The organism is Lacinutrix venerupis (assembly GCF_001971745.1).
Taxonomy (GTDB): Bacteria; Bacteroidota; Bacteroidia; order Flavobacteriales; family Flavobacteriaceae; genus Lacinutrix; species Lacinutrix venerupis.
Map to the genome: position 1 here is coordinate 142,611 of NZ_CP019352.1, position 24,714 is coordinate 167,324.

Below are 24,714 nucleotides of genomic sequence, written 5' to 3' on the forward strand. Positions count from 1 at the left end.
GTTATTAATTTAAATTATTTATTTGCCATGTAGGCTTGTAAGTTTTTATGAATTTGAACTGTCCTATAATTGTTAGTTGAAATACCAAAAAACGGACGATCGATTTTATATTTTAATTCTGATGGAAATATATCTGTAAAGCCTTTTGCTGCTTCTATACTTCTTAAACCATGCACTACCACAAATGTTTTATCTTTACTATACACATCTATTGATGTAGATAAATTATTGTATTTGGCTAATTCTATGGTTTCGTCTAATGTCTTTTTAAATGTATCAATTTCAGTTTTTGATGCACTTGGAAATTGATAAACAACCTTACATTTAGTAGCGGTTAAATCGTCTTCGAATTCTGAGTTTTCTAATCCTTTTATAGAGGTATCTAAAATAGATTGTGCTTGTATACCTTCTTCTGTATTTGCATAATTAACAGCAACTTCATTAATTGCTTTTTTATAAGCTTCAAAACCGTGCAACCTTCCTACAGCAAATGCCTTTAATAATTCGAATTTTGGCACTATCTCATCACCTTCAAATGTATTAATGTATTCTACGCATTTTTTTATAACGCTTTCAAATTCCTGAGCTTCAAATTGCTTATATGTATTCTCATAAATACTTTTAGGACTACTTTCGTCTTTTGCTAATGCAGCTTCTGGATTACTTAAAATTTGTGCATAACGTGAGTCTGGATAATTTGTAATTATTTCGTTTTTAAGAATATTTACTTCTGCAGTTCTCCCTAAAGTTTCATACATTTTAAGTAAGTTATATTTTGCCGGAAGTATTAATCTTTTTTCTGGATTATTATTTAATAAGTCTGTAAATCTAGATTTTGCTAAATCGTACTCTTTAAATTTTTCCTTATAAATTAATCCTAATTGGTAGTATGCAAAATTTCTTTCTTTAGAGATACTATCTATTTCTTTTTCGTCTGAAGGAATTTGTGCTAAATAAAAATCTACATCTAAAAGTTTATTATTTTCTGGATTTAAATTCTCAGCATTAGATGTTGTTGCAAATTGTGTGGCTTTTGACCCATCTGACCATCTCCAATTATCTGTATTTTCTCTATCTCCCCAAATACGTAAGAATTCATTTTTTCCATAAGCAACCGTTTGGTCATTATAGAAATAAAATGATGAGGCATTTGCCGAATTTCCTTTAGGCTTAAAGCTATTATTTTGTGCTTGACCAGAATTGTTTTGAGATAAAATGGCTTTTTGTTCTTGTATAGCTAAACGTTCTGCTTCTGCTTCTCTTTCTAATTTTAACTTTGCTACATAATCTTCGAAAAAACGCGCTCTATCAAATTCACCCATTTTAACAAGATTTAAAATACTATCATTGACTTCGGCTACGCCTTCATAATAAATAACATCATCTAAATTTTCTCTTTTACGTTTAATAATTCTATATGGTTTACTGTTTTCAACCATTTTAGTCATTGTACTATCGTAGTATGCTCCTGCTAACTTATAATTATTAACATCGAAATTCATATCTCCTAGAATTTCGTAGTTTCTTGCCATTAGAATTTTGTCTGAAGAGTTTGTTCTAATAGACTTATTATAATAAACTGTAGCTAAAGAATCTTGTTTTTGGTTTATATAATACTGCGCAACTTGGTGATATATGTGGTCTAAAAAAGGTCTATTTTCTCTATCTTTTTCTAGCTTTTTTAAATGCTCTAAAAACTCTTGTTTATTTCCTTTTTCGTAATTGAAATTTTTAGCTTTTTCTACGTGAGCACTTATTAAGTATTTACGTGGGATTTTTCGGTTTAAATCTATAACCTTATCAAAAGCTATGTTTGCACTATCTTTATCTTCTAATGCATTATATAATTGACCTTTAATAAAATAGTATCTTCCTTCTTCGAAACGATTTTTAGTTGCTTCGGCAGCAATAGAAATTTGTGTTAAAGCACTATCTAAAGATTTTATATTTATATAGGCTTGTGCCATTGTAGATGTGGCATCTGCTAAATCTTGACCTTTTGGCTCTACTTGTTCTATAAGTGTTTTTAAATTTTTAATTGCCAACTCGTCGTTTTCTAAACGCATGTTGGTTTTTTCTCTCCAAATTCTTGCTTGATTTATATTGCTACTTGCTGGATATTTATACAAAATATAATTAAAAGCCTCTAAGGCTGGCACAAAACGTTGATCGAAATAACGTGATTTTCCTAACAGTAAATAAGCCTCGTCTATTTGTGGATTATGCTCTTTGCCTTGAATATTCATACCGTGCTTTTGTACGGCTTTTACAGCTTTTTCTTCTGCAAGAGTAAAATCTGCGTTTTTAGATTGGCCTGGCAAAATTACCTCATCTAATATTTGCATGCGCTCTATTGGTAAAATCTCCCAATAGTTGTCTCTATAAGCTTCGTTTAAGCTTTTTCTACCTTTTTCGAAAGCAATATTACCATTGTATAATATATTATATTCGGTTGTTACTGCATGATAATTACGGCTAATAAAACTGTCGTTTTTACGCGAACAACCTGTAATTAACAATGCCGAAATGGCTGTAAGTAATATGAAGTATTTTACTGTTTTCAACGCTATAGTGTTTAGTCTAATTTAGATAACTAAAAACTTTTGAAATTAGTATAGTTATCTACATAAGCTTGTAAAAATAAGCATCTTTTTACGTTTTTAGTAAAAAATATGCTGAAAGTTGAAAAAGTTAGATCACCATAACGTATTAAAAACTATAATCTATAACTAAAATACATTTATAAATGTAATTGTTAAAATTAACATTTATACTTAGACTTTAGCTTATAAAAAATCACACCTCTGCTGTTCCAGAAAAATGAGCTTCTAATTCTTTTAAAGTTGCAGGATTAGTTGCTAAATCTTTAACTATTTGACCTTTCTCTAACACAACAATACGTTCGCAAACATCTGTAACATGCATTAAATCGTGGCTTGATACTAATACAGTAACTCCTTTAGTTTGTGCTAAGTCTTTAATAATTCCTTTTAATCTAATTTGTGTTGTTGGATCGAGATTTGCAAATGGTTCATCGAGAATAATAACTTCTGGGTTACCAATAAGTGCAGCAACAATTCCTGCTTTTTTTTGGTTTCCTTTACTTAAATCTCTTAAATATTTTTTCTTATTTAAAATTTCTCCATGAAAAAAGTCTTCAAACTGAGCTAAAAGCGTATCGACTTGTTCTTTGGTTTGATTACGTAGTTCTCCAATAAAATAAAAATACTCCTCTGGTGTCAAGTAACCTATTAAAAATGTCTCGTCTATAAAAGCTGATGTAAATGGTTTCCAATCTTCACTTTCGTTAACTAAAACATCATTATTTTTTATATGTCCTGTACTTGGTTGAATAAGGTCTAGTAACAAACTAAAATATGTTGTTTTTCCTGCACCATTATTTCCTACTAATCCAAAACTTTGTCCTTTTGGAATATCTAAATTTTCAATATTTAAAACTGTTACTCCGTTGTAAGTTTTTGAAAGGTTTGATGTTGTAATCATAACTTTTTTAATTTGTTTGTTTATAAGCTTCTAAAGTTTTATACTTTTCTGCTTTATATATTTTTTCTATTATTTTAAATACTTTATTTTTAAATAAAAACCCTAAAACACCTGCTACTGCAACTAAAGCAAAACCTAAAATGTCGCTATGTGCAAAGTGACCTATAGCATAAATTACAATTGGTAATATTAATTTAGGAATGGTTAATAATAAAGTTTTTACGTTAAATGCTTTTTTATCTCCAAACGCCTTCTTGTTAGATGTTAAATCGATAGGAGTTTTTATATATGCACCTCCCCAAAGTACTACATGAGAGTTTACACCTATATTATAAATTGCACCAACTACAACAGCAACATATGCTTGCCAGCCAAAATACAAGTAAAATGATGCTATTATAGTAGAAATAACGGTTGCAATAACCATTAAATACCATTTAGATTCTAAGTATTCTTTGTAACGAATATTTTGGCTCATCATTAATGGATAATAAGCGCTATCCCAACTCGGCACTAATTGTCCAAAACTAAATAGAAAACCTCCGGAAACAAAAATCCCTGCAAAAACACGCCAAAAAGGCCCATTGTACATCTCTATAGAATTAGTAAAAAAAAGTAGCCCGTAAAAAATAAAAATAACACTCATTATAACAGTTGTTTTTGAGCGTTTATTTCTTTTAATAAGTTTAATGTCGTTTTTTAAAAATGTAGAAACACTACCAAAACGATCTAACCAACCCATATTATCTGTTTCGGCAATACTTACTTTTTTTGCTAAACCAGCATCTAAATAAAAGTTATTTCTAAAATATGCAAATGCTGTTTTATATAGTATAAATGCTAAGGCCAAAGGAATTATTGCTAAATAAGGCTGATTGTAAAATGCTTGAAAAATTGGTTGTGTAAATAATGTAATATTAAAAATATTATAATAATACATCGCAGCAAAAGCAATTATTAAACCTATTACCGAGTAAAAAACAACATCTTTATTATTAACAAAAATGTTTATGAAATTATTACAGTAAAAAAGACCTAACATTGCCAAATGCCACCCTATAACTCCAAAAGCGTCGTATCCTCCTTTAAAAATTAATACAAAAGAAAACGGTATAAAGAAGAAAGCGTGCAGAATATTAAAAAAAGATATCATTGTTTTTTTAATACCAAAACTTACCACTTGATCTTTTTTTAAAGGTAGATACAGTAATGGTTTTATATTTACAATAGGCATTTTTTGTAAAAAATAACGCATAACCAAATCTGCAACCAAATAGAAAATTAAAAACTTATTTACAATTTTTAACGGATCTGGATCTACATACTTTTCGATAAGAAAATAAGCGCCTATTCCAATTCCTAAAGCATAAATAAGCATAAATAATGCTGCAATAGCCATTAATATTTTAAGAAACAAATTAACTTTAAAAGAAGCAGACCTAAAAAAGGATTTCCATTCTAAACTAATAAAATGTTTGAGCATAGTTATTATTTTGGTTTAATAGTTAGTAATATTAACATAGTTTTTGTTACAATCAAAATGAAATTAATTTCTTGTTCACTATTTTTACAAAAAATAAAAACATGGCTAATTTTCATAAATTATCAATAAAAAAAATAACACGTCAAACAAATAAATCTGTTACATTAAGTTTTAATGTACCAGATACTTTAAAGCAAAACTTTAACTTTAAAGCAGGACAATATATTACCCTTAAAACCTCTATAAATGGTGAAGAGATACGAAGAGATTACTCTTTATGCTCTTCTCCAAAAAGTGGAGATATTACTGTAGCTGTAAAAGAAGTAGAAAATGGAACTTTTTCAAAATATGCAAATAACACATTAAAAGAGAATGATGTTTTAGAAGTTGCAGAACCTCAAGGTAGATTTATCTTTTTACCAGACAGTTCCAAAACAAGAACTATTGCTGCTTTTGCTGCTGGAAGTGGTATTACTCCCATATTAAGTATCGCAAAAACTGTTTTAGAAGAAGAACCTAACAGCACATTTGTTTTAGTTTATGGTAATAAAACCACAGAAGATACTATTTTTTTAAATGAAATATTAAATCTTCACCACCAATATAAAGACCGTTTCGATGTTAAGTTTGTGTATAGCCAATCTCAAGAACCAGACGCTTTATTTGGACGTATTGAGAAAAGTACCGTAAACTTAATTGTAAAAAACAAATATAAACATACTACTATAAATGCATTTTATCTTTGTGGTCCAGAAGCAATGATACACACAGTAAAAGATGTTTTAACAGAAAATAATGTAGATAAAGACAACGTATTTTTTGAGCTTTTTAAAGTTGCCAAAACAGAGCAAATTATAGAAAATGCTGTAAATACTGGAGAAACCAAAATTAAAGTTATTGTTGATGATGAAGAGGAAACTTTTATTATGAAACAATCACAAACTATTTTAGAAGCTGCTTTAGACAAAGATTTAGACGCACCTTATTCTTGTCAAGGTGGAATTTGTAGTAGCTGTATTGCTAGAGTTACAGAAGGCGAAGCAACTATGAGACAAAACAATATTTTAACAGATAATGAAGTAGCCGAAGGTTTAATTTTAACTTGTCAGGCACATCCTAAAAGTTCTAAAATTGTTGTAGATTATGATGATGTATAACACAAAAACGTTTTTAATTGTTTTTAATCTGTTTTTTAAGTCTTTTTGTCGAATTACCGAATAATACTACAGTTTTATTATAATTATCTCGATTAACTGCATAGCTTTGTAATTATTGTAACGCTAAAAATTTGTTAGTTTAAGGGATAAAACAGTAGATATTTTTAATACGTTACAAGTTTATAAGCCTCACTTTTAGTGAGGCTTTTTATTTATTATTAGCTAAAATAAAATCTATTTTTTTAATTACCGTATCTGGAGCAATAGTTCTTGAAGCTTCTTTATAATTTTCTGGAAATTTATTGCCATAAATAGAAGTAGGTATTAAAGGAAACTGACTTCTATTTGATAGTAAACAATAATCTTCTGGTTGATTAAATGGAGAAAATCCAGCGAAAGGATGTGTAACATTCCAAATAGTAACTACTTTTTTCCCTAACATTGCCGCTATGTGTGCGTTACCAGAATCCATAGCTAACATAACATCTAAATTAGAAATAACATCTAACTCTTGACTTAAAGATAATTTTCCTGCTAGATTTATAACATTACTATATTTATCTTGAAAAGCGTTTAGAATTTTAACCTCTTTTTTACCACCACCAAATAAGAGTATTTTATTAGATTTTGATAATTCAAATATTACACGTTCTAATAAATCTAAAGGATACATTTTAGATTGATATTGAGCAAAAGGCGCAATGCCAATCCAATTTTTATTATCTTTTTTAATTAAATCTTGTGTGCTTTGATCCAGTGTTTTTTGTTCTGGAAAATTAGGATTAGAAAGGTTAATAGTATAACCTAATTTTCTAAAAACATCGGCATAACGCTCGTGTGTAGTTTTTAACTGTTCAAATTTTTGTCCTACTACCAATGCTTTCTTTTCCTCTCTTCCTTTATCAATTTGTTTAAAGGTTTTTCCGAAGAAAAAAAACTTAATAATCTTTGTTCTTAATACATTGTGTAAATCTGCAACCTCATCAATGCTTAGACTTTTTAATTCTTTAGATAATTTATAAAGACCTAAAAAACCTTTATGTTTTCCGTTTAAGTCGGGAGAAAAAATAGTTACATTTTTTAAATCTCTAAAAAAAGGCTTAAAAAAATCTCGTGTTAAAACTGTTACCTTGACATTTGGGTGTTGTTGTATAAAAGCCCTTAAAACAGGAACAGACATAGCAACGTCTCCCATTGCAGAGAGACGAATTACTAAAATGTGCTTTGGTTTTGGCATATAGAATTTACTTACTTATTATTAAGAAAATGCCATAGGTTTATTATGGGAACTCTTGCTGTTACAGCAAAAATTACTTTTGTCCTCTTAAAACAGGATTAAGCTCATCATCATTATACATTTTCATTTGCTTATACACTTTCATGTATTTGTCTCCTTTGCTAATATCTTCTAATAAAGTGTCTATTGCTGTAGATAAATCTACGCGCTGCTCTAACAAAATGTCTAATTTTTTCTGGCAAGTAGCTCTATGTTCAGCAGAAGCATCACTTCTTGTTGCTTCTTCTTCCATATGATAAACTTTTAATGCTAAAATTGATAGCCTGTCTACTCCCCAAGCAGGACTTTCGGTATTAATGGTAGCATTGCTTTTTGCAGAAACATCTTTATATTTCTCTAAAAAATAACTATCAATATACTCTACCATATCTGTTCTATCTTGGTTAGATGCATCAATTTTACGCTTTAATTCTAAAGCCGCAACAGGATCTATTTGTGGATCTCTAATAATGTCTTCGTAATGCCACTGTACTGTATCTATCCAACATTTTCTATATAATAAGTGCTCTAATAAATCTGATTTTTCATATTTATTTGTAAACGGCTGGTCTACAGTGTTAATTTCGTGATATTTAGCTATTACTTCTTGAAAAATAGCGTTGGCTTTAGTTGAAAACATATTGATTTAATTTTTTGAAATGTAAAATTACGGATAAATATTTAACTTTACCATTCAATAACTTAGATTCACAATAATGCATATTCATAATTTATCTGAAGATAATTCAATTTTAAACACTTTTATTTCCGAACTACGAGATGTCAATATACAAAAGGACAGTATGCGCTTTAGAAGAAATATAGAACGTATTGGAGAGGTTTTAAGTTATGAAATGAGCAAATCCTTTAAATTTAAAAATCAAGAGATTACAACTCCTTTAGCAAAAACTACTGTTAAAACTATTGATAGTGATGTTGTTTTATGCTCTATTTTAAGAGCAGGTGTACCTTTACATAATGGTTTATTAAATTATTTTGACAAGGCAGAAAATGCTTTTATATCTGCTTACAGACATCACAAAGAAAATCCTGATACTTTTGAAATTGTAGTAGAGTATTTAGCTTGCCCAAGTTTAGAAGGTAAAACATTAGTACTTGCAGATCCAATGGTAGCAACAGGACAATCTTTACTAGCTACTTATGAAGCTTTAAAACCATTTGGAACTCCTAAAGAAATCCATTTAGCTGCTGTTATTGGAGCTCAAGAAGGTGTAGATTTTGCTGCAAAACATTTTCCAGAAAACACGCATTTATGGATTGCAACAGTAGATAAAGACCTAAACAACAAAGGTTATATAGTACCTGGTTTGGGTGACGCAGGAGATTTGGCTTTTGGGCAAAAACTACAACATTAATAATACAACTGGTACTATTAATAACAAAACAACAAAAAGTGTTTTAAACCATTTTTCTTCTATAGTTTCTATATAGTTTGAAAAAATAATAGTTAAAGGTCCAAACAAAAAAAGAAACTCACTACCGTTTTTTTTAGGAGAAATTATAACTATTAAAGATGCTACAACGCACGCCATAAAAATAACTTTATAAGATGGCCTAAATGTTTTTTTCTTTTTATTAATATCTTTTAAATAGAATAAAGATGACCATAAACCAAACGACAACAATACCGTAATTGCAACAATAAACTGGATAGAATTATATACAGTAAAATTAAAACCTACCTTAGGATTTATACTTAAGTACGAAAAGAAATCGTGTTTTATTATTATAGATGTGGATATGGATAAAATTATAATTGCTAATAAACCAAGAAAAGGAGTAATCCATTTTTTTATCTCAGATTCTGAATAGAATATTAACGCTATAAATATGAGAATAAAAAAGAGAAGCGACCAAAAATAAAACAAGCTGGCTAAGCCTATTAAAAAACCTGCATCAAACAATTTTTTTATATGTTCTTTTTGGGTTCTTAAACTAATTATTCGTCTTAATGCTAGTAGTACTAAAAAATTAGATAATACAACTTCCCATTTTAAAAATACTTGTGGTACCGTAAGAAGAAAGATACTAAACAACAACACCTCTGTATTTCCTTTTTGAGATAACGAGTTTTTTGTAACAATAAAATCTACCAATAAAATAGATAAAAAACAGCACGCAAAAACTGCTATTAATTTAAAAACAGAAGTGGTATTTAACGCAATATTGCTATACTTATTGGTAGCAATAAGTAATGCCAAAAGAGACAATGAAAAAACAATTAAAAAATTAATTGGTTTAGATTTACTAAAAATGCTTGTAATCATTATCTGTTTTTGTATTTTTGCTTTATAAATTTACTACTATTATTATGAAAGATTTATTTTACGCTATACAAGACTTTTTTGTAGATGTTGCATTTGCACCTTTAGATATGCTTAGATTTTTAGAATTAGAAAACTGGTTTTTAGCTAACGGTGTTAATTGGTTATTTATGATTATAGGTGCTATAGCAATGGTTTACTGGATGATACAATTAAAAGGTTTTAACGATAATAATGAAGAAGATAAGAGTATTTCTTCTCATTCTTACTTATAAATCGAACCCAATATCTTTTCGATAATTCATCTTATCAAAATGTAGTTTTTCTATATTTTGGTAAGATTTTTTTATGGCCTCCTTGTACGTATTTCCATAGCTTGTTATAGCCATTACTCTTCCTCCAGAAGTTACAACTTTATTATCTTTTAATTGTGCACCTGCATGAAATGCAATAGAGTCTTCTATGTTATCTATTCCAGAAATTTCTTTTCCTTTCTCATAAGCTTCAGGATAGCCACCAGAAACTAACATTACTGTTGCTGCTGCTTGCTCATCTATTTCTATTTCAATTGTATCTAATGTTTGGTTAGCAACTGCTTGAAATACCTCAACTAAATCATTTTTTAAACGAGGTAAAACTACTTCTGTTTCTGGGTCACCTAAACGTACATTATACTCTATTACAAAAGGATTATTTCCTACTTTTATTAAACCAATAAACACAAAACCTTTATAAGGTAAATTATCTTTTTTAAAACCATTAATTGTAGGTATTACAATACGCTCCTTGATTTTAGACATAAATTCTTCATCTGCAAAAGGCACAGGCGAAATTGCTCCCATTCCTCCAGTATTTAAACCGTTATCTCCTTCTCCAATACGTTTGTAATCTTTTGCGGTTGGTAAAATTTTGTAATTTTTACCATCGGTTAGAACAAAACAACTTAATTCTATTCCATCTAAAAATTCTTCTATAACAACTTTTGTACTTGCATTTCCAAACTTAGCATCTACTAACATTGCTTTTAACTCTGCTTTAGCTTCGTTTAAATCTTCAAGTATAACAACACCTTTTCCTGCTGCTAAACCATCTGCCTTAAGTACATAAGGTGGATTTAAAGTGTCTAAAAAAGCGTACCCATCTTCTACTGTTTCTGCATTAAAACTTTGGTAAGCTGCTGTTGGAATATTGTGTCTAAATAAAAATTCTTTAGCAAACTCTTTACTTCCTTCTAATTCCGCAGCTGCCTTTTGCGGTCCAATAACAGCAACATTTTTAAGCGCCTCATCTTCAAGAAAAAAATCATGAATACCTTGTACTAAAGGATCTTCGGGACCAACAACAACCATTGTTATTTTATTATTTAATACCACTTCTTTTATGGCTTGAAAATCGGTAACATTTACTGGTACATTTGTAGCTATATTAGCTGTCCCAGAGTTTCCTGGTGCAACAAACAAATTTCTACATTTGTTACTTTGTGCTAATTTCCATGTAATTGTATGTTCTCTTCCTCCAGAACCTAGTATTAAAATATTCATAGTTGTGATTGTTTCCGCAAAAATAATTATTTACTTTACAAATTCATATTTATAATTTTTTCTTTTGAATCTATTTAACCTTTCTCTAAAATTAAAAGGCTTTCCTATACAAAAAGCAAAACTTGCTTTAAAACGTATTAAAGGCTTATCTGTTGAGGACAAAGCTCAATATATTATTAATAAAAGAACCGAAATTATAAATTACCATTTACAACAAAACACATTTTATAAATCGTTTGCAAATAAAGCAAACGTGAACGATTGGAATAGTATTCCTGTTTTAACTAAAAAAAACTTACAACAACCATTAAACAATAGATTATCTAAAGGCTTTACAACCAAAAACTGTCAAGTAAATAACACTTCTGGTTCTTCTGGTTATCCGTTATCGTTTGCTAAAGATAAATTTTGCCACGCTTTAACTTGGTCTATTTTTATGGATAGATATGGCTGGCATGACTTAGACATAAACACCTCTAAACAAGCTCGTTTTTATGGTATTCCATTAGACAAAAAAAGTTATTATAAAGAACGTTTAAAAGATAAATTAAGTAACCGGTTTCGATTTTCGGTTTTTGATATGAGTGATAAACAACTTGCTAAAAACGTAACATTATTTAGCAAATTTGATTACGAATATCTCTACGGTTACTCTAATGCACTAACTCTTTTTGCAAAATATTTAAAGCGAGAAACTATTGTTTTAAAAGACGTATGTAAAAGCTTAAAAGCTTGTATTGCAACTTCTGAAACTTTATTTGAAGAAGATAAGAAAATACTTGAAACACAATTTGGTGTGCCTGTAATTAACGAATATGGTTGTGCAGAATTAGGATTAATTGCTTTTCAAAATAGTAAAAACGAATGGTTAATAAATAGTGATGATTTATATGTTGAAATTTTAGACGAAAATGATAATATTTTACCTTACGGCGAACAAGGTAGAATTGTAATTACATCATTATACAATAAAGCACATCCATTTATTAGATACGATTTAGGAGATATTGGAACGCTCTCTAAAAAAAGCACTTTAACCAAGCCTATTCTTGAGTCTTTAGCAGGAAGAACAAATGACACATTAAATTTGCCAAGCGGAAAAACTGCAGCTGGTTTTACTATGTATTATGTTACAAAAACTATTATTGAAGATGCTTCTAAAATTAAAGAGTTTATGCTTGAACAATTTAAAATTGACACCTTTAAAGTAAGTTATGTTGCAGAAGAAGAACTCTCAGAAATACAAAAAGAAACTATAAAAAAGGCTTTAGATGATTATTTAGAACCTGGTTTACATGTTTCTTTTGATAGAAAAGAAAGCTTAGAACGCGCAAAAAGTGGTAAAGTAAAACAGTTTATTTCTTATGTTAAGAAATAGAAACTATTTGTTTACTTTTTACAAAAAAATGCTCCCATAAAAATATTACCATACAATACATTGACTTAATTGTAGAATATCCTAAACCTTTTTTGTAAACCCAATAATTATGTTTTAACAAAGCAACTTTGTTTGATGAAATTGAGTTTTCACGAACGCGATAAAATGCTAAAGATTCTTGTAGTCCTTGAGCCGGTTTTCCTGAAGCTTTTATTGCGTTTAACCACAATAACCAATCTTGACGTTTACGTAAATTAGCTGAAGTTATTTTTCCTAATACATTGGCATTATAAACTCCTGTTAAATTACCTATATAGTTACTTTTTAAAAATTTGTTATACGTTAAAACTGGTAACGCTTTAACCATTTTATTTAATGGTTTTCCTTCTTCGTCTATTTGCTCGTAACTAGAAAAACAAACATAACAATTATTAGCTTTCATAAAAGCCACTTGTTTTTCTAGTTTAATAGGTTTCCAAAGGTCGTCTGCATCCAAAAATGCAATATAATCTCCTTTTGAAGCCATTATACCTTTATTTCTTGATATAGCTGCTCCTTGATTGCTTTCGTTTTTAAGTAATTTTATTCTATGATTTTTAAAAATAAAATTTTCTGCAATTTTAATGGTATTATCTGTTGAGCAATCGTCTATCAAAATTAATTCCCAATTAGAGTAGGTTTGATTTATAACAGAGGTAATTGTGTCGCTAATAAAGGTTTCAGAATTATATAGTGGTGTTATTATAGAAACGAGTGCTTTCACAATTAATAGGCTTGTTTTTGTCCTTTAAAGATGCTTAAAATAGTTTGAATAATTATTTTAATATCTAATAATAACGACCAGTTTTCAATATAAAAATTATCGAATTTAATTCGGTTTATTATATCTTCATCACTTTTAATTTCTCCTCTGTAACCTTTTATTTGCGCTAATCCTGTTATACCTGGTTTTACATGATGACGAAATATAAAGTTATATTTATCAATTTTTTTTGAGTAGTCTTCTGTATAAGAAAGCATATGAGGTCTTGGACCAACCACAGACATATCTCCTAATATTACATTGAGAAATTGTGGCAACTCGTCTATACTGGTTTTTCTTAAAAACTTACCTATTTTAGTTAATCTATTATCGTTTTCTTTAACGTAAGTTCCTTTTACTTCTTTTACCGTTCTTAAAGATCTAAATTTATAGCATGTAAATACTTTATAATTTATTCCATTACGTTTATGTTTATAAAATAACGGTCCTTTAGATTCTAATTTTATTAAAATAAATAAAATAACCGATACCCAAGAAAGTATAAAAACAATAATGAATAATGAAAACACAACATCGAACACACGCTTTACCAACTTATTAAAATCTTGATTTAAAGCAACTTGTTGTATAGACAATACTGGAAGATAACTATAAAAATCTGTTTTTAAACGTTTGGTAAATAGTTTTTTAGTTTCTGGAATAAATTTAATATTACAATGGTGATTGTTTGCGTACTTTACAAAATCGTTAACTTGATTTTCTGTAAGCTCATCCATTGCACAGTAAATTTCATCAATTCCGCTATTAGCTTCCAAAAACAAAAAACTGTCACTTATACTTCCTGTAATTTCTGGAGACTTATTATTACTAAAGCGTGCTAATAAGTTATATCCTAGCTCTTTTTTATTAGTAAAAATAGTTTTAAGCTCTTTAGCTCCATTTGTATCACCAATAATAACTACACGCCTTAAATTTCCTTTTAGTCTTAAACGATAGGCTTTTAGTAAGTAATAACTTAAAAGTTTTACAAAACCAATAATAGCAAATGCAGAAAACAAATAATTAATTGTAACAAAGGCTTGTATATTTACACTCCTAAAAACACCAATAAAAGCATATACTAATATTGAAAATATTAGAAATTGCTTTATTAATAATGTAATAATATTTAGTGCAGATGTATACCTATAGACATGATAAAAATTTATAAAAGCTGTTGACGAAATCCAAAATATAATAGAATATATTATATAAAGTAAGTGCTTATTATTAAAGAAAGCTGATGAAAAAAAATGAAGATGTTCTTCGTTAAAATTAAAGGAATAAAACGCTAAAAGATTAATTATTAGCAAATCAAAAACCACCAAAAAAGGTCTTAATAACCAAGAGTATCTTCCACGTTTATATTCCATTTGCTATTTGTTATTATAGCTTGAAAAATCTTTATGCTCACTTTTATTAAGTTCTTCCTCACTTAAACTTTTAAAATAATCGAATGTTATTTTCATACCTTCTGAACGATTTACTTTTGGCTCCCAACCTAAGATTTTTTTTGCTAAAGTAATATCTGGCTGTCTTTGCATAGGATCGTCTACTGGTAAATCTTTATATATAACTTTTTGAGTTGTACCGGTAAGTTTTATAATCTCTTCTGCAAAATCACTAATGGTAATTTCGTGAGGATTTCCAATATTAACTGGATAACTATAATCGCTTAATAACAAACGATAAATACCTTCTATTTGATCGTCTACATAACAAAAAGAGCGCGTTTGCTTACCATCTCCAAATACAGTTAAATCTTCTCCTCTTAAAGCTTGACCCATAAATGCTGGAATTACACGACCATCGTTTAGCCTCATTCTTGGACCGTAAGTATTAAATATTCTAACAATACGTGTTTCTAAACCATGAAATCTATTATAAGCCATTGTAATTGACTCTTGGAAACGTTTGGCTTCATCATAAACACCTCTTGGTCCAATGGTGTTTACATTTCCGTAATATTCTTCGGTTTGAGGGTGCACTAAAGGATCTCCATATACTTCTGAAGTAGATGCAATTAAAAGTCTTGCTTTTTTTGCTCTAGCTAAGCCTAACAAATTATGTGTACCTAAAGAGCCTACTTTTAATGTTTGAATTGGTATTTTAAGATAATCTATAGGGCTAGCTGGTGATGCAAAATGTAATATATAGTCTAAATTACCTTCAATTTTTATAAACTTAGTAACATCATGCTCTATAAAAGTAAAGTTTTCATGATTTTTAAGATGCGCAAGGTTTTTTTTATCGCCAGTTATAAAATTATCCATACCAATAACTTGATAACCTTCATGAATAAAACGATCACATAAATGAGACCCTAAAAATCCTGCAGCTCCTGTTATTAGTACTTTTTTTAAACCCATTACCTTCCTATTGATATATATGTAAAACCTTCGTTTTCTATATCTTTTACATCGTATAAATTTCTACCATCAAAGATAATATTGTTTTGCATATTTGCCTTCATTTTATCAATATCTGGTGTTCTAAAAATACTCCACTCTGTACAAATAACTAATGCATCGGCATTTTCTAAAGCATTATACATGCCGTCTGCATATTTTATTTTATCGCCAAGTTTTCGCTTTACGTTAGGCATTGCTTCTGGATCGAAAGCTGTAATATTTGCTCCAGATTCTAGTAAACTATCTATCATATAAAGTGCCGGAGCTTCACGTATATCGTCTGTTTCTGGTTTAAATGCCAATCCCCAAACAGCAATATTTTTTCCTTTTAAATTATTATTAAAATGATTCTCTATTTTAGGAATTAAAACTAATTTTTGTCTTGCGTTTACATTGATAACAGCATCTAATATCTGAAAATTATAATTTGAATCTTTTCCAGATTTATGAAGCGCTTTTACATCTTTAGGAAAACAAGAACCTCCATAACCAATACCTGGAAAAAGGAAACGTTTTCCTATTCTTGAATCTGTTCCCATACCAATTCTTACTTTATCGACGTCTGCTCCTACTTTTTCACAAAAGTTAGCTATCTCGTTCATAAATGTAATTTTAGCGGCTAAAAAAGCATTTGAGGCATATTTAGTAAGCTCTGCAGACTTTTCGTCCATTACTATTATTGGATTTCCTGAACGCACGTAAGGTTTGTACAGTTTTTCCATAAGCTTTATTGCTTTTTCGCTGCTGGATCCTACAACAATACGTTCTGGTTTTAAAAAATCGTCTACGGCAAAACCTTCTCTTAAAAATTCTGGATTAGAAACTACATCAAAATCTACTGTTGCATTTTTTGCAATTGCTGCTTTTACTTTTTCGGAAGTACCAACAGGAACAGTGCTTTTATCTACTATAACTTTATAACCTTTAATAAGTTTCCCTATTTGGTTTGCTACTCCTAATATATACTTTAAATCGGCAGAACCGTCTTCGTCTTCTGGTGTTGGTAAAGCTAGAAATACAATATCGCCATGCTCTAAACCTTCTTCTAAACTTGTTGAAAATTTTAGGCGATTTGCTTTAATATTCCTTTCGAATAAAACATCTAAGTGTGGCTCGTAAATAGGTACTTTACCACTTTGCATTTGTTCTACTTTATTTTTATCTATATCTATACAAAGGACATCGTTACCTGTTTCTGCAAGACATGTTCCTGTAACTAAACCCACATATCCTGTGCCTATTACTGCTATTTTCATTTAAAAATTGTATGCTTGTTTCTATAAAAACGCTTCTTTTTAAAAGAACGCTTTAAAGTGATTTATATTTTTTTAGACTATTTTTTTATCTAGTCTTTCAAAGTCTGAATTCATACTTAAAAATTCTGGAACAATATCTTTCATTTTAAGTACAATTTCGTTTTTACTACCATCTTTTGCTGAGGCGGTAAGGTCTGTTATTAGTTTATTTATTGTTGCATAATCATAGCATTCGATTTTTGCTATCATTATTTTTTCATTGTAAGTAGGTAGTGTTTCAGACTTATCGTTTAGAAGTTCTTCGTATAATTTTTCACCAGGTCTTAAACCAATAACTTTTATATCTATATCCTTATATGGTACAAATCCAGCTAAACGAATTATTTTTTTAGCTAAATCTATAATTTTTACTGCTTCTCCCATATCGAAAATAAATACTTCTCCTCCATTTCCCATTGCACCAGCTTCTATTACTAGTTGGCAAGCTTCTGGAATAGTCATGAAATATCTAATAATGTCTGGATGCGTAATAGTTAATGGTCCGCCTTCTTCTATTTGTTTTTTAAATAAAGGTACTACAGAGCCGTTAGAGCCTAAAACGTTACCAAACCTTGTTGTTACAAATTGTGTGGTTGTTTTATTTTCTTTTTTTAATTTACTTTGAAGGGCTTGAACATAAATTTCGGCAATGCGTTTGGATGCTCCCATAACATTACTTGGATTTACAGCTTTATCTGTAGAGACCATAACAAATTTTTCAGCTTCATATTTGCTAGACATATCTGCTACGTTTTTAGAACCTACTACATTTGCAAAAACAGCTTGCGATGGATGTTTTTCCATTAATGGCACGTGTTTATATGCTGCCGCATGGTATACAACGTTAGGCCTATGTTTACTAAAAACTTCGTCTATTACTTCTCTATTTCTTACATCGGAAATAATGGCTTCAAAATCTAGATTTGGAAAATTTTGATTAATTTCATGTTGAATGCGATAAAGCGGAGTTTCGGCATTATCTAAAATTAATAGTTTTTTAGGATTATAGTTTGCTACTTGCCTAACTATTTCACTACCTATGGATCCTGCTCCTCCAGTAACTAAAATGCACTTATTGTATATTTCTTTTGCAACAAGTTTATTGTCTAGTTTTATTGGGTCTCTTTCTAGAATATCTTCAATTTGAATTTTTTCTATTTGATTAGATAAACTTTTATTGTTTTCAATATCCGAAATTAATGGTGCTCTAAATACTTTAAAGTTATATTCTAAACAGTTATCTATAATAGCTATACTTGCCTCTTTTGTTATTTTATTATCTGCGATAATAAGTGCCTGAGCGCCATATGCTCTTAATGTTACGGCAACTTTTCTATGCAATTGAACAATTGGAAGCCCTAATATTTCTTTACTTTTATTTTTACCTTCTCTATCTATAAAACCCAATACTTTATAACGTGATGGTTTTTCTGATTTTAATGCCGAAGCAATTGCTATGGCATTTTCACCAGTTCCATAAACTAATACGTTTATTTGGTCTTCTTCATATTGATATGATAAGTATTCTTCGAAAACATGTTTTACTAAAATTCTGAAAAGAAATAATCCACAAAAAGAAACAATTGCATACACTAAAATTTCTGGTACTAAAAAAATGCTTTCTTCAGTAAATAGGAAAAAAACATAATGTATGGCTAATGTTGTTACTAATGTAGTAGCAGAGGCTAAAAACAGTTTTACAGCATCTATAAATGTAGAATGTCTAATTAAACCAGCATAGGTTCTAAAAAAAATAAAAAACAATATATTAACAAGAACAACTATTAACTCCTGTCCGGTTGGTAAATAAGAAAAATAGACGTTTCCGCTTTTTAAATTACCTATTATAATTTTAGTAACTACTAATGCTGTTAATAAAATTACACTATCAAAACACAATATTGCCCATCTTGGCAGATAGTTAATGTTTTTAAAATCTATTTTTTTTCGACTAGACTCTAAAACTTGAAATACAGCTTGTTTTAATTTTCTAAGCATTTAAAATGTTGTATTTGAGTGTACAAATATCATAATTATAATTACAATATAGAAATATAACTGTACTTTACAGTTTAAATTAGATAGAATTAAATTTTACTTAAGGCTTTTTACAACTTTAAAAATTCGATCTCTATCTTGTTCTGTAAGGTTAGAGCCACTTGGTAAGCAAAGTCCTTTTTCAAACAATGTTTCACTAATATTAGTTCCATAAAATGGTGCATTTTTAAATACAGGTTGCAAATGCATTGGTTTCCATAGCGGTCTTGTTTCTATATTAGCTTCTAGCATTTTATTAAACAGTTCTTCTTTAGTAAATGGTGCATTTTCATTAACAACGATGCAACTTAACCAATGATTTGAATACGAATACTCATTAGGTTCTGTAAATACATCTACACCTTCAACATCACTAAACAATTCTTTATAAAAACTGTTCATCTCGCGTCTTAAGTTTATATGCTTATCTAAGATCTCCATTTGACCTCTTCCTATTCCTGCACTAATGTTACTCATTCTATAATTATAACCAATTTGAGAATGCTGGTAATGAGTTGCTTGATCTCTGGCTTGCGTTGCAAGAAAGATAGTATTTTGTTTCTTTTCTATGTTATTACAAACCATTGCTCCACCACCAGAGGTTGTAATAATTTTATTTCCATTAAATGATAAAATTGAAAAATCTCCGAAAGTTCCACATTTTCTACCTTTAAACGTTGAGCCTAATGCTTCTGCAGCATCTTCTACTACCGGAATATTATATGTATTGGCCACTGCTAATATTTCGTCCATTTTGGCAGGCATGCCATATAAATGAACTATTATTATGGCTTTTGGTGTTTTTCCTTTTGCTATTCTATCTTTTATAGCTGTTTCTAAGTGAATTGGGCACATATTCCATGTATCTTCTTCACTATCTATAAATACTGGTTTTGCACCTTGATAAACAATTGGATTTGCTGATGCAGAAAACGTCATACTTTGGCATAATACCTCATCGTTTAAACCTACTCCCAATTGCACTAATGCCAAGTGTATTGCTGCAGTACCAGAAGATAATGCTGCTACATGTACATCTTCTTTTAAATAAGACTCTAAATCTTTTTCAAAACCTGTTACATTTGGTCCTAACGGCGCAATCCAGTTAGTATCGAAAGCTTCTTTTATATACGTTTGCTCATTACCTCCCATGTGTGGAGAGGATAGCCATATTTTTTGGTTCATTATTTATACTTTTTTTATTATTCTAGCAGGATTTCCAACGGCGACAGAGTTGTCTGGTATATTTTCTATTACTACTGCTCCAGCTCCAATTACACACCATTTTCCTATAGTTATATTTGGAATTACAATTGCACCTGCACCAATATGTGTTCCTTCTCCTACCTTTACATTTCCTGTTAAAGTTGCATTAGGCGATATATGTGAGAAACCTTCTATTACACAATCGTGCTCTATTATAGAGGCTGTATTAATTATACAATGACTCCCTATTATAGCTCCTGAGTTTATGGTTGCATTATTCATAACAACAGTTCCTTCTCCAATTTTACTAAATCTAGATATAAAACTATTGTTATGGTAAGCGTTGAAATATTTTGTCTTTGTATTATTTACAATTTCTTTTCTAATTTTATTGTTTCCTATAGCTATAATAAATTCACCTTGATTTAATGCCTTATTTCCAGGTTCTAATTTGCCTAAAAAAGGTAAACCTTGAAAACAATCTTCTTTTTTATTATCATCAAAAACACCATCAATATTAATGTTTTTAGACTCAATAACATCTAACACCACTTTTGCATGGCCGCTTGCTCCAAATAAATACTTCATTAGTTATTTCCTGTATATTTTTCTGTGGTTACAGCATTTACTCCATTAATCCCTTCAGATTGAACAACTTTTAATATTGTTTTTAATAAAATCTTGATATCTAAAATAATACTTATATTATTTACGTACCAAACATCTAATTCAAATTTCTTGTTCCATGTAATTGCATTTCTTCCATTAACTTGAGCCCAACCAGTTATTCCTGGTTTTACATCATGTCTCTTTTTTTGTACTTCGTTATACAACGAAAGATATTCTGGAAGTAAAGGCCTTGGTCCTACTAAACTCATATCTCCTTTAAGCACATTTAAAAGTTGTGGTAACTCGTCTAAAGATGTTTTTCTAACAAATTTCCCTACAGGTGTTAATCTTTTTGCATCAGGCAATAGATTTCCATTAGAATCTTTTTTATCTGTCATTGTTTTAAATTTAATGACTTTAAAAATTTTTCCTTTTTTTCCTGGTCTTTCTTGAAAGAAAAAAGGTTTACCATTATTATTAAAAATTAATAATATTAATACTATTATAAATAATGGACTAAATAACACCAAAGCTATTAATGCCGACAATAAATCTAAACTTGGTTTAATTAACCTGATATACATTATTCTAAAACTTCTTTTATTTTATTAGTATATTTTGAAGCTAAATCCCTTCTGTCAAAATATTTTTTAGCATGGTTAAAACCATTTTCTCCCATTATATTAAGAGACTCTTTATTAGCCAACATTAACCTAATTCCTTTTTCTATTTCTTCTGGATTTTCAGGCTCAACATAATAACCGCATTTAGCCTGCTCAACTAAATCTCTTGAAACACCATCTATCGCAAGTAAAATTGGCTTTTTACAAGACATATAATCGAATGTTTTATTAGAGTATATTGTTTTGAAAGTATCAACTTTTTTTAAGACAGATGCACCAGCATCTGAAGCTAAAATATACTTAAACACTTCTTTTTTAGGAACAGGATCTCTAAAAATTATATTATTCAATTTTCTTTTAGCAGCTTCTTCAACTAGCATGTCTTTTTGCATACCTGCTCCAATTAATTGAAATACAACATTGGTGTCTTTTAACCTCTCTGCAGTTTCTATTAATTGAATTAAATGATTAGCAACACCATGAGCTCCAACATAAGTTATTACAAACTTATCTTGAAGATTAAGTTCTTTCTTAAAAGCAGTAGCGTCAAAATTTTCCTGAATGCTTTCTGCTAAAGAAAAATCTGCTGCATTTGGTATAAAAATAACTTTCTTGGGATCAATTTTTTTATCTACTATTAACTTCTCTCTAAACGCTGGTGTTAACACATTAATTAATGTAGCTTTTTTATAAATAAAGCGCTCAAACCAATAAGCGAATTTAATTATCATTTTATTTTTTAATACACCTGTATCTATTGCAGATTCTGGCCACAAATCTCTAATTTCGAAAACAAACGGCACACTTTTTATTTTTGATAAAACATAAGCGGTGATACCTACAAATAGTGGAGGAGATGTAACAAGAATAACATCAAATTTTTTATTAGTTTTAAATAAACCAGCGTAAATGCTTGAGAAAACAAATGAAAAATAAGCCCATAGTCTTCCTAAAAAATTAGTATTATAACTCTCGGATACATGAGATCTAATGACATCTACATTATTATAAAAATCTAAATCAGTAAAAAAATACTTTCCTTTATATTTTTCAGGTTTTTTACCTGTTGCATAATGTACCATCCCTGCTAAAACCGTAATTTCATGACCTTGGTTTGCCCATACCTGTGTCATCTCATTAAAACGTGAGCCTCCACCGTCTCCTTTTTCTAAAAAATATTGATGTATGAGTAATATTTTCATATTATAACTTTATTTTAATTTCGGTATTAAAGGTGTTTGTTTTAGTGGCAAAGGTAAGCCTAATACTTTTTTCTTTTACACCGTAGTAACTAGAAAAGTATTTTTCTTCTATTAAAGGATTTAATTTATTTCCAGTAGCATCGGTTGTTTCGATAGTTATTTTATCTAAAAATTCTGGATTTATATGCCAATATTGGTTTTTTGTGAAATTATTAGTGTTTTTAAACTCATCTGTAACACTCCAAATATTCTTAGAAACTGGTTTTTCAACCCTTCGGTTGTGGAAAATATTATTTCCTAAATTTTTAAAAGCCTTAATTTCACCATTAAATATATAATTATCCTGCTTTTTAATTAAGGTTGCCTTAGCATATTTAACCCAATTATACCATATAAAACGACTGCCTTTTAGCATTTGATTTTCGCCTTCAATACCAACAGTATTATGACCTTCGCAACCATTAAAGAAATTTATAAGTTCTTTTTCTGTATTGTATTTATAAGAACCAGAATCTCTTAAAATATTATTGCCATTCACCCAAATATCCAAATGTAAATTGTCTGACTGTGCAGGCCTATCTTTATATTTCCCACAACGTATAAATGTTTTTACATCTTGATCTTTAATAATGTAATATCCACCTTTATCAAAAACATTTATGTCTGGAATTTGAATATTATTTACTTGTTTTTCGTTTTTAAAACCATACCAAAACTGGCTTTCGGACTTGTAATAATATTTATTACCTAGAGCTAAACGTAAATCGTCTAATTGCGATTTATAGTTTCTATAGTCTTTATTTGTTAGCTTAAAAAATAAAGCGCCATCGTTAGATCCATAATTTGGTAACTCTCCAGAAACCGGATCTAAACAAGTCTCTAAAAAACTTAATGATTTTTCTGCTCTATCGTAAACAACTGGTTTAAATTTCTCATTATTTAACTTAGATAATTGAATTGCCCATGTCAATAACTGCACGGTCACACGGTGATAATTCATAGAATATTGAAGAAATGTACCGTCTTTATATATTTGATATTCTACTTCTTGTTCAAACCATTTCTTTCCTTTTATGCTCCATTTTTTTGTGTCTGCCATGAATGGAAATAATTTGGCAGATAAATATAACATTAAGGTTTCTGTTATAGCATGGTTATTTCTTACAGCAATTCTTGAAAAATGAATATTATTATATACATGGTGCAATTGCCAGTATATTGAATTCATTATTTCTTGATACAGTGTTTCGTTTAAATTCTCTGAATTTTTGTAATAATAGAGAGCAAATGTCCAATTTAAAACCCTTAAGCTTATTTCTTGGCTACATTTATAGTTTGGACCTTGATTTATAGGATTCTTAGCTATAAAATCTTTAATTTCATTAAAAACCAATTGCGATTGATCTTCATCAAAATGATAATCGTATCTAATAACATCATATAAAAATGAAAATCTTGCTTTCTCCCAAACAAATTTTATATCTCCAGCGTCTAATGAAATATCTTGTATTTCACTCCAATGCTTTGAAATATCATACTTATGATTTGTTATTGGATTTGTAATCCAGTCGTAATGTTTTCCTAAGCTTAATTCTTGTTTACTAAAAAAAGTAAAGGTTCCATTCTCTATCTTTTGAAAAGTAGATTTTAACTTCTCATCTCTATTTTTTGGAAGCTTATGTATATCTTTTCCGTAGAAGAAAAATGGAGATAAATTATTTTTCCACTCTTCTAGAGTTATAAATGTTTTAAACTCAGGATTTATAGGAAATGCTTTTTTTTGCCATCCTAATTTTGTTGAAATCGCATAATAGATTCTAAATAAAACATATCGCAATCCCATGTTTTTCAACAAGTTGAAAACTAATTTTATTTTATGAATCATACTAAAATATTAAATATGTA

General features: G+C 29.2%; 21 protein-coding genes. 4 read left to right on the top strand and 17 right to left on the bottom strand.

The window, feature by feature from the left end:
- Positions 1-14: 14 nt before the first annotated feature.
- The 3 genes from porW to BWR22_RS00675 form a co-directional block, all read right to left on the bottom strand.
- Positions 15-2,564: a type IX secretion system periplasmic lipoprotein PorW/SprE gene (gene porW / locus BWR22_RS00665; RefSeq protein WP_156875556.1), complete on the bottom strand. Its 2,550-nt coding sequence runs from the start codon at positions 2,562-2,564 to the stop codon at positions 15-17.
- Between the two features lie 232 nt (positions 2,565-2,796).
- The gene (locus BWR22_RS00670) at positions 2,797-3,504 is read right to left on the bottom strand and encodes an ABC transporter ATP-binding protein (RefSeq protein ID WP_076731521.1); all 708 of its coding nucleotides are present in this window, start codon (positions 3,502-3,504) and stop codon (positions 2,797-2,799) included.
- A gap of 7 nt (positions 3,505-3,511) precedes the next feature.
- Positions 3,512-4,987 (bottom strand): DUF5687 family protein, encoded by a 1,476-nt coding sequence (locus BWR22_RS00675; protein WP_076731522.1) that lies wholly within the window; start codon positions 4,985-4,987, stop codon positions 3,512-3,514.
- 101 nt (positions 4,988-5,088) lie between these two features.
- On the opposite strand from BWR22_RS00675, the gene BWR22_RS00680 reads away from it, so the two are divergent.
- Positions 5,089-6,144, top strand: a complete 1,056-nt coding sequence (locus BWR22_RS00680; RefSeq protein WP_076731523.1) for a ferredoxin--NADP reductase — start codon at positions 5,089-5,091, stop codon at positions 6,142-6,144.
- Between the two features lie 208 nt (positions 6,145-6,352).
- Here the strand turns inward: BWR22_RS00680 and BWR22_RS00685 are convergent, their stop codons facing one another.
- Entirely contained in the window at positions 6,353-7,381 is a 1,029-nt protein-coding gene (locus BWR22_RS00685) for a glycosyltransferase family 9 protein (RefSeq protein WP_076731524.1), read from the bottom strand.
- 73 nt (positions 7,382-7,454) lie between these two features.
- On the bottom strand, positions 7,455-8,060 hold the full coding sequence (locus tag BWR22_RS00690) for a DUF4254 domain-containing protein (RefSeq protein WP_076731525.1): 606 nt from the start codon (positions 8,058-8,060) through the stop codon (positions 7,455-7,457).
- A gap of 76 nt (positions 8,061-8,136) precedes the next feature.
- Between BWR22_RS00690 and upp the strand changes: the two genes are divergently transcribed.
- Positions 8,137-8,796 (top strand): uracil phosphoribosyltransferase, encoded by a 660-nt coding sequence (gene upp / locus BWR22_RS00695; protein WP_076731526.1) that lies wholly within the window; start codon positions 8,137-8,139, stop codon positions 8,794-8,796.
- Here upp and BWR22_RS00700 read toward each other — a convergent pair.
- Positions 8,785-9,708, bottom strand: coding sequence for a DUF6427 family protein (locus BWR22_RS00700; protein WP_076731527.1), 924 nt, complete (start codon positions 9,706-9,708; stop codon positions 8,785-8,787). The genes upp and BWR22_RS00700 overlap by 12 nt on opposite strands.
- Before the next feature lie 44 nt (positions 9,709-9,752).
- Here BWR22_RS00700 and BWR22_RS00705 point away from each other — a divergent pair, with 44 nt between their 5' ends.
- Positions 9,753-9,980 (top strand): DUF6341 family protein, encoded by a 228-nt coding sequence (locus BWR22_RS00705; protein ID WP_076731528.1) that lies wholly within the window; start codon positions 9,753-9,755, stop codon positions 9,978-9,980.
- Here the strand turns inward: BWR22_RS00705 and purD are convergent.
- A complete protein-coding gene (gene purD / locus BWR22_RS00710; RefSeq protein ID WP_076731529.1) occupies positions 9,975-11,246 on the bottom strand; it encodes a phosphoribosylamine--glycine ligase in 1,272 nt (423 codons plus the stop codon). The genes BWR22_RS00705 and purD overlap by 6 nt on opposite strands.
- A gap of 64 nt (positions 11,247-11,310) precedes the next feature.
- Between purD and BWR22_RS00715 the strand changes: the two genes are divergently transcribed.
- Complete coding sequence (locus BWR22_RS00715) at positions 11,311-12,624, top strand: phenylacetate--CoA ligase family protein (protein ID WP_076731530.1); 1,314 nt, start codon at positions 11,311-11,313, stop codon at positions 12,622-12,624.
- On the opposite strand, the gene BWR22_RS00720 is transcribed toward BWR22_RS00715, so the two are convergent.
- From BWR22_RS00720 to BWR22_RS00765, 10 genes are all read right to left on the bottom strand, one after another.
- Complete coding sequence (locus BWR22_RS00720; RefSeq protein WP_076731531.1) at positions 12,614-13,387, bottom strand: glycosyltransferase family 2 protein; 774 nt, start codon at positions 13,385-13,387, stop codon at positions 12,614-12,616. The genes BWR22_RS00715 and BWR22_RS00720 overlap by 11 nt on opposite strands.
- Positions 13,388-13,389: 2 nt before the next feature.
- Positions 13,390-14,799, bottom strand: coding sequence for an exopolysaccharide biosynthesis polyprenyl glycosylphosphotransferase (locus BWR22_RS00725; RefSeq protein WP_076731532.1), 1,410 nt, complete (start codon positions 14,797-14,799; stop codon positions 13,390-13,392).
- A 3-nt stretch (positions 14,800-14,802) separates the two neighbouring features.
- A complete protein-coding gene (locus BWR22_RS00730) occupies positions 14,803-15,795 on the bottom strand; it encodes a UDP-glucuronic acid decarboxylase family protein (protein ID WP_076731533.1) in 993 nt (330 codons plus the stop codon).
- Positions 15,795-17,093: a UDP-glucose dehydrogenase family protein gene (locus BWR22_RS00735; protein WP_076731534.1), complete on the bottom strand. Its 1,299-nt coding sequence runs from the start codon at positions 17,091-17,093 to the stop codon at positions 15,795-15,797. The genes BWR22_RS00730 and BWR22_RS00735 overlap by 1 nt, the downstream gene beginning before the upstream one ends.
- A 72-nt stretch (positions 17,094-17,165) precedes the next feature.
- Complete coding sequence (locus tag BWR22_RS00740) at positions 17,166-19,130, bottom strand: polysaccharide biosynthesis protein (RefSeq protein ID WP_076731535.1); 1,965 nt, start codon at positions 19,128-19,130, stop codon at positions 17,166-17,168.
- A gap of 96 nt (positions 19,131-19,226) precedes the next feature.
- Positions 19,227-20,354 (bottom strand): DegT/DnrJ/EryC1/StrS family aminotransferase, encoded by a 1,128-nt coding sequence (locus BWR22_RS00745; protein ID WP_076731536.1) that lies wholly within the window; start codon positions 20,352-20,354, stop codon positions 19,227-19,229.
- A 3-nt stretch (positions 20,355-20,357) separates the two neighbouring features.
- Complete coding sequence (locus BWR22_RS00750; protein ID WP_076731537.1) at positions 20,358-20,963, bottom strand: acetyltransferase; 606 nt, start codon at positions 20,961-20,963, stop codon at positions 20,358-20,360.
- On the bottom strand, positions 20,963-21,568 hold the full coding sequence (locus BWR22_RS00755; RefSeq protein WP_076731538.1) for a sugar transferase: 606 nt from the start codon (positions 21,566-21,568) through the stop codon (positions 20,963-20,965). The genes BWR22_RS00750 and BWR22_RS00755 overlap by 1 nt, the downstream gene beginning before the upstream one ends.
- On the bottom strand, positions 21,568-22,809 hold the full coding sequence (locus BWR22_RS00760) for a glycosyltransferase family 4 protein (protein WP_076731539.1): 1,242 nt from the start codon (positions 22,807-22,809) through the stop codon (positions 21,568-21,570). The genes BWR22_RS00755 and BWR22_RS00760 overlap by 1 nt, the downstream gene beginning before the upstream one ends.
- Before the next feature lies 1 nt (position 22,810).
- Positions 22,811-24,694: a heparinase II/III domain-containing protein gene (locus BWR22_RS00765; RefSeq protein WP_241828215.1), complete on the bottom strand. Its 1,884-nt coding sequence runs from the start codon at positions 24,692-24,694 to the stop codon at positions 22,811-22,813.
- Positions 24,695-24,714 lie beyond the last annotated feature (20 nt).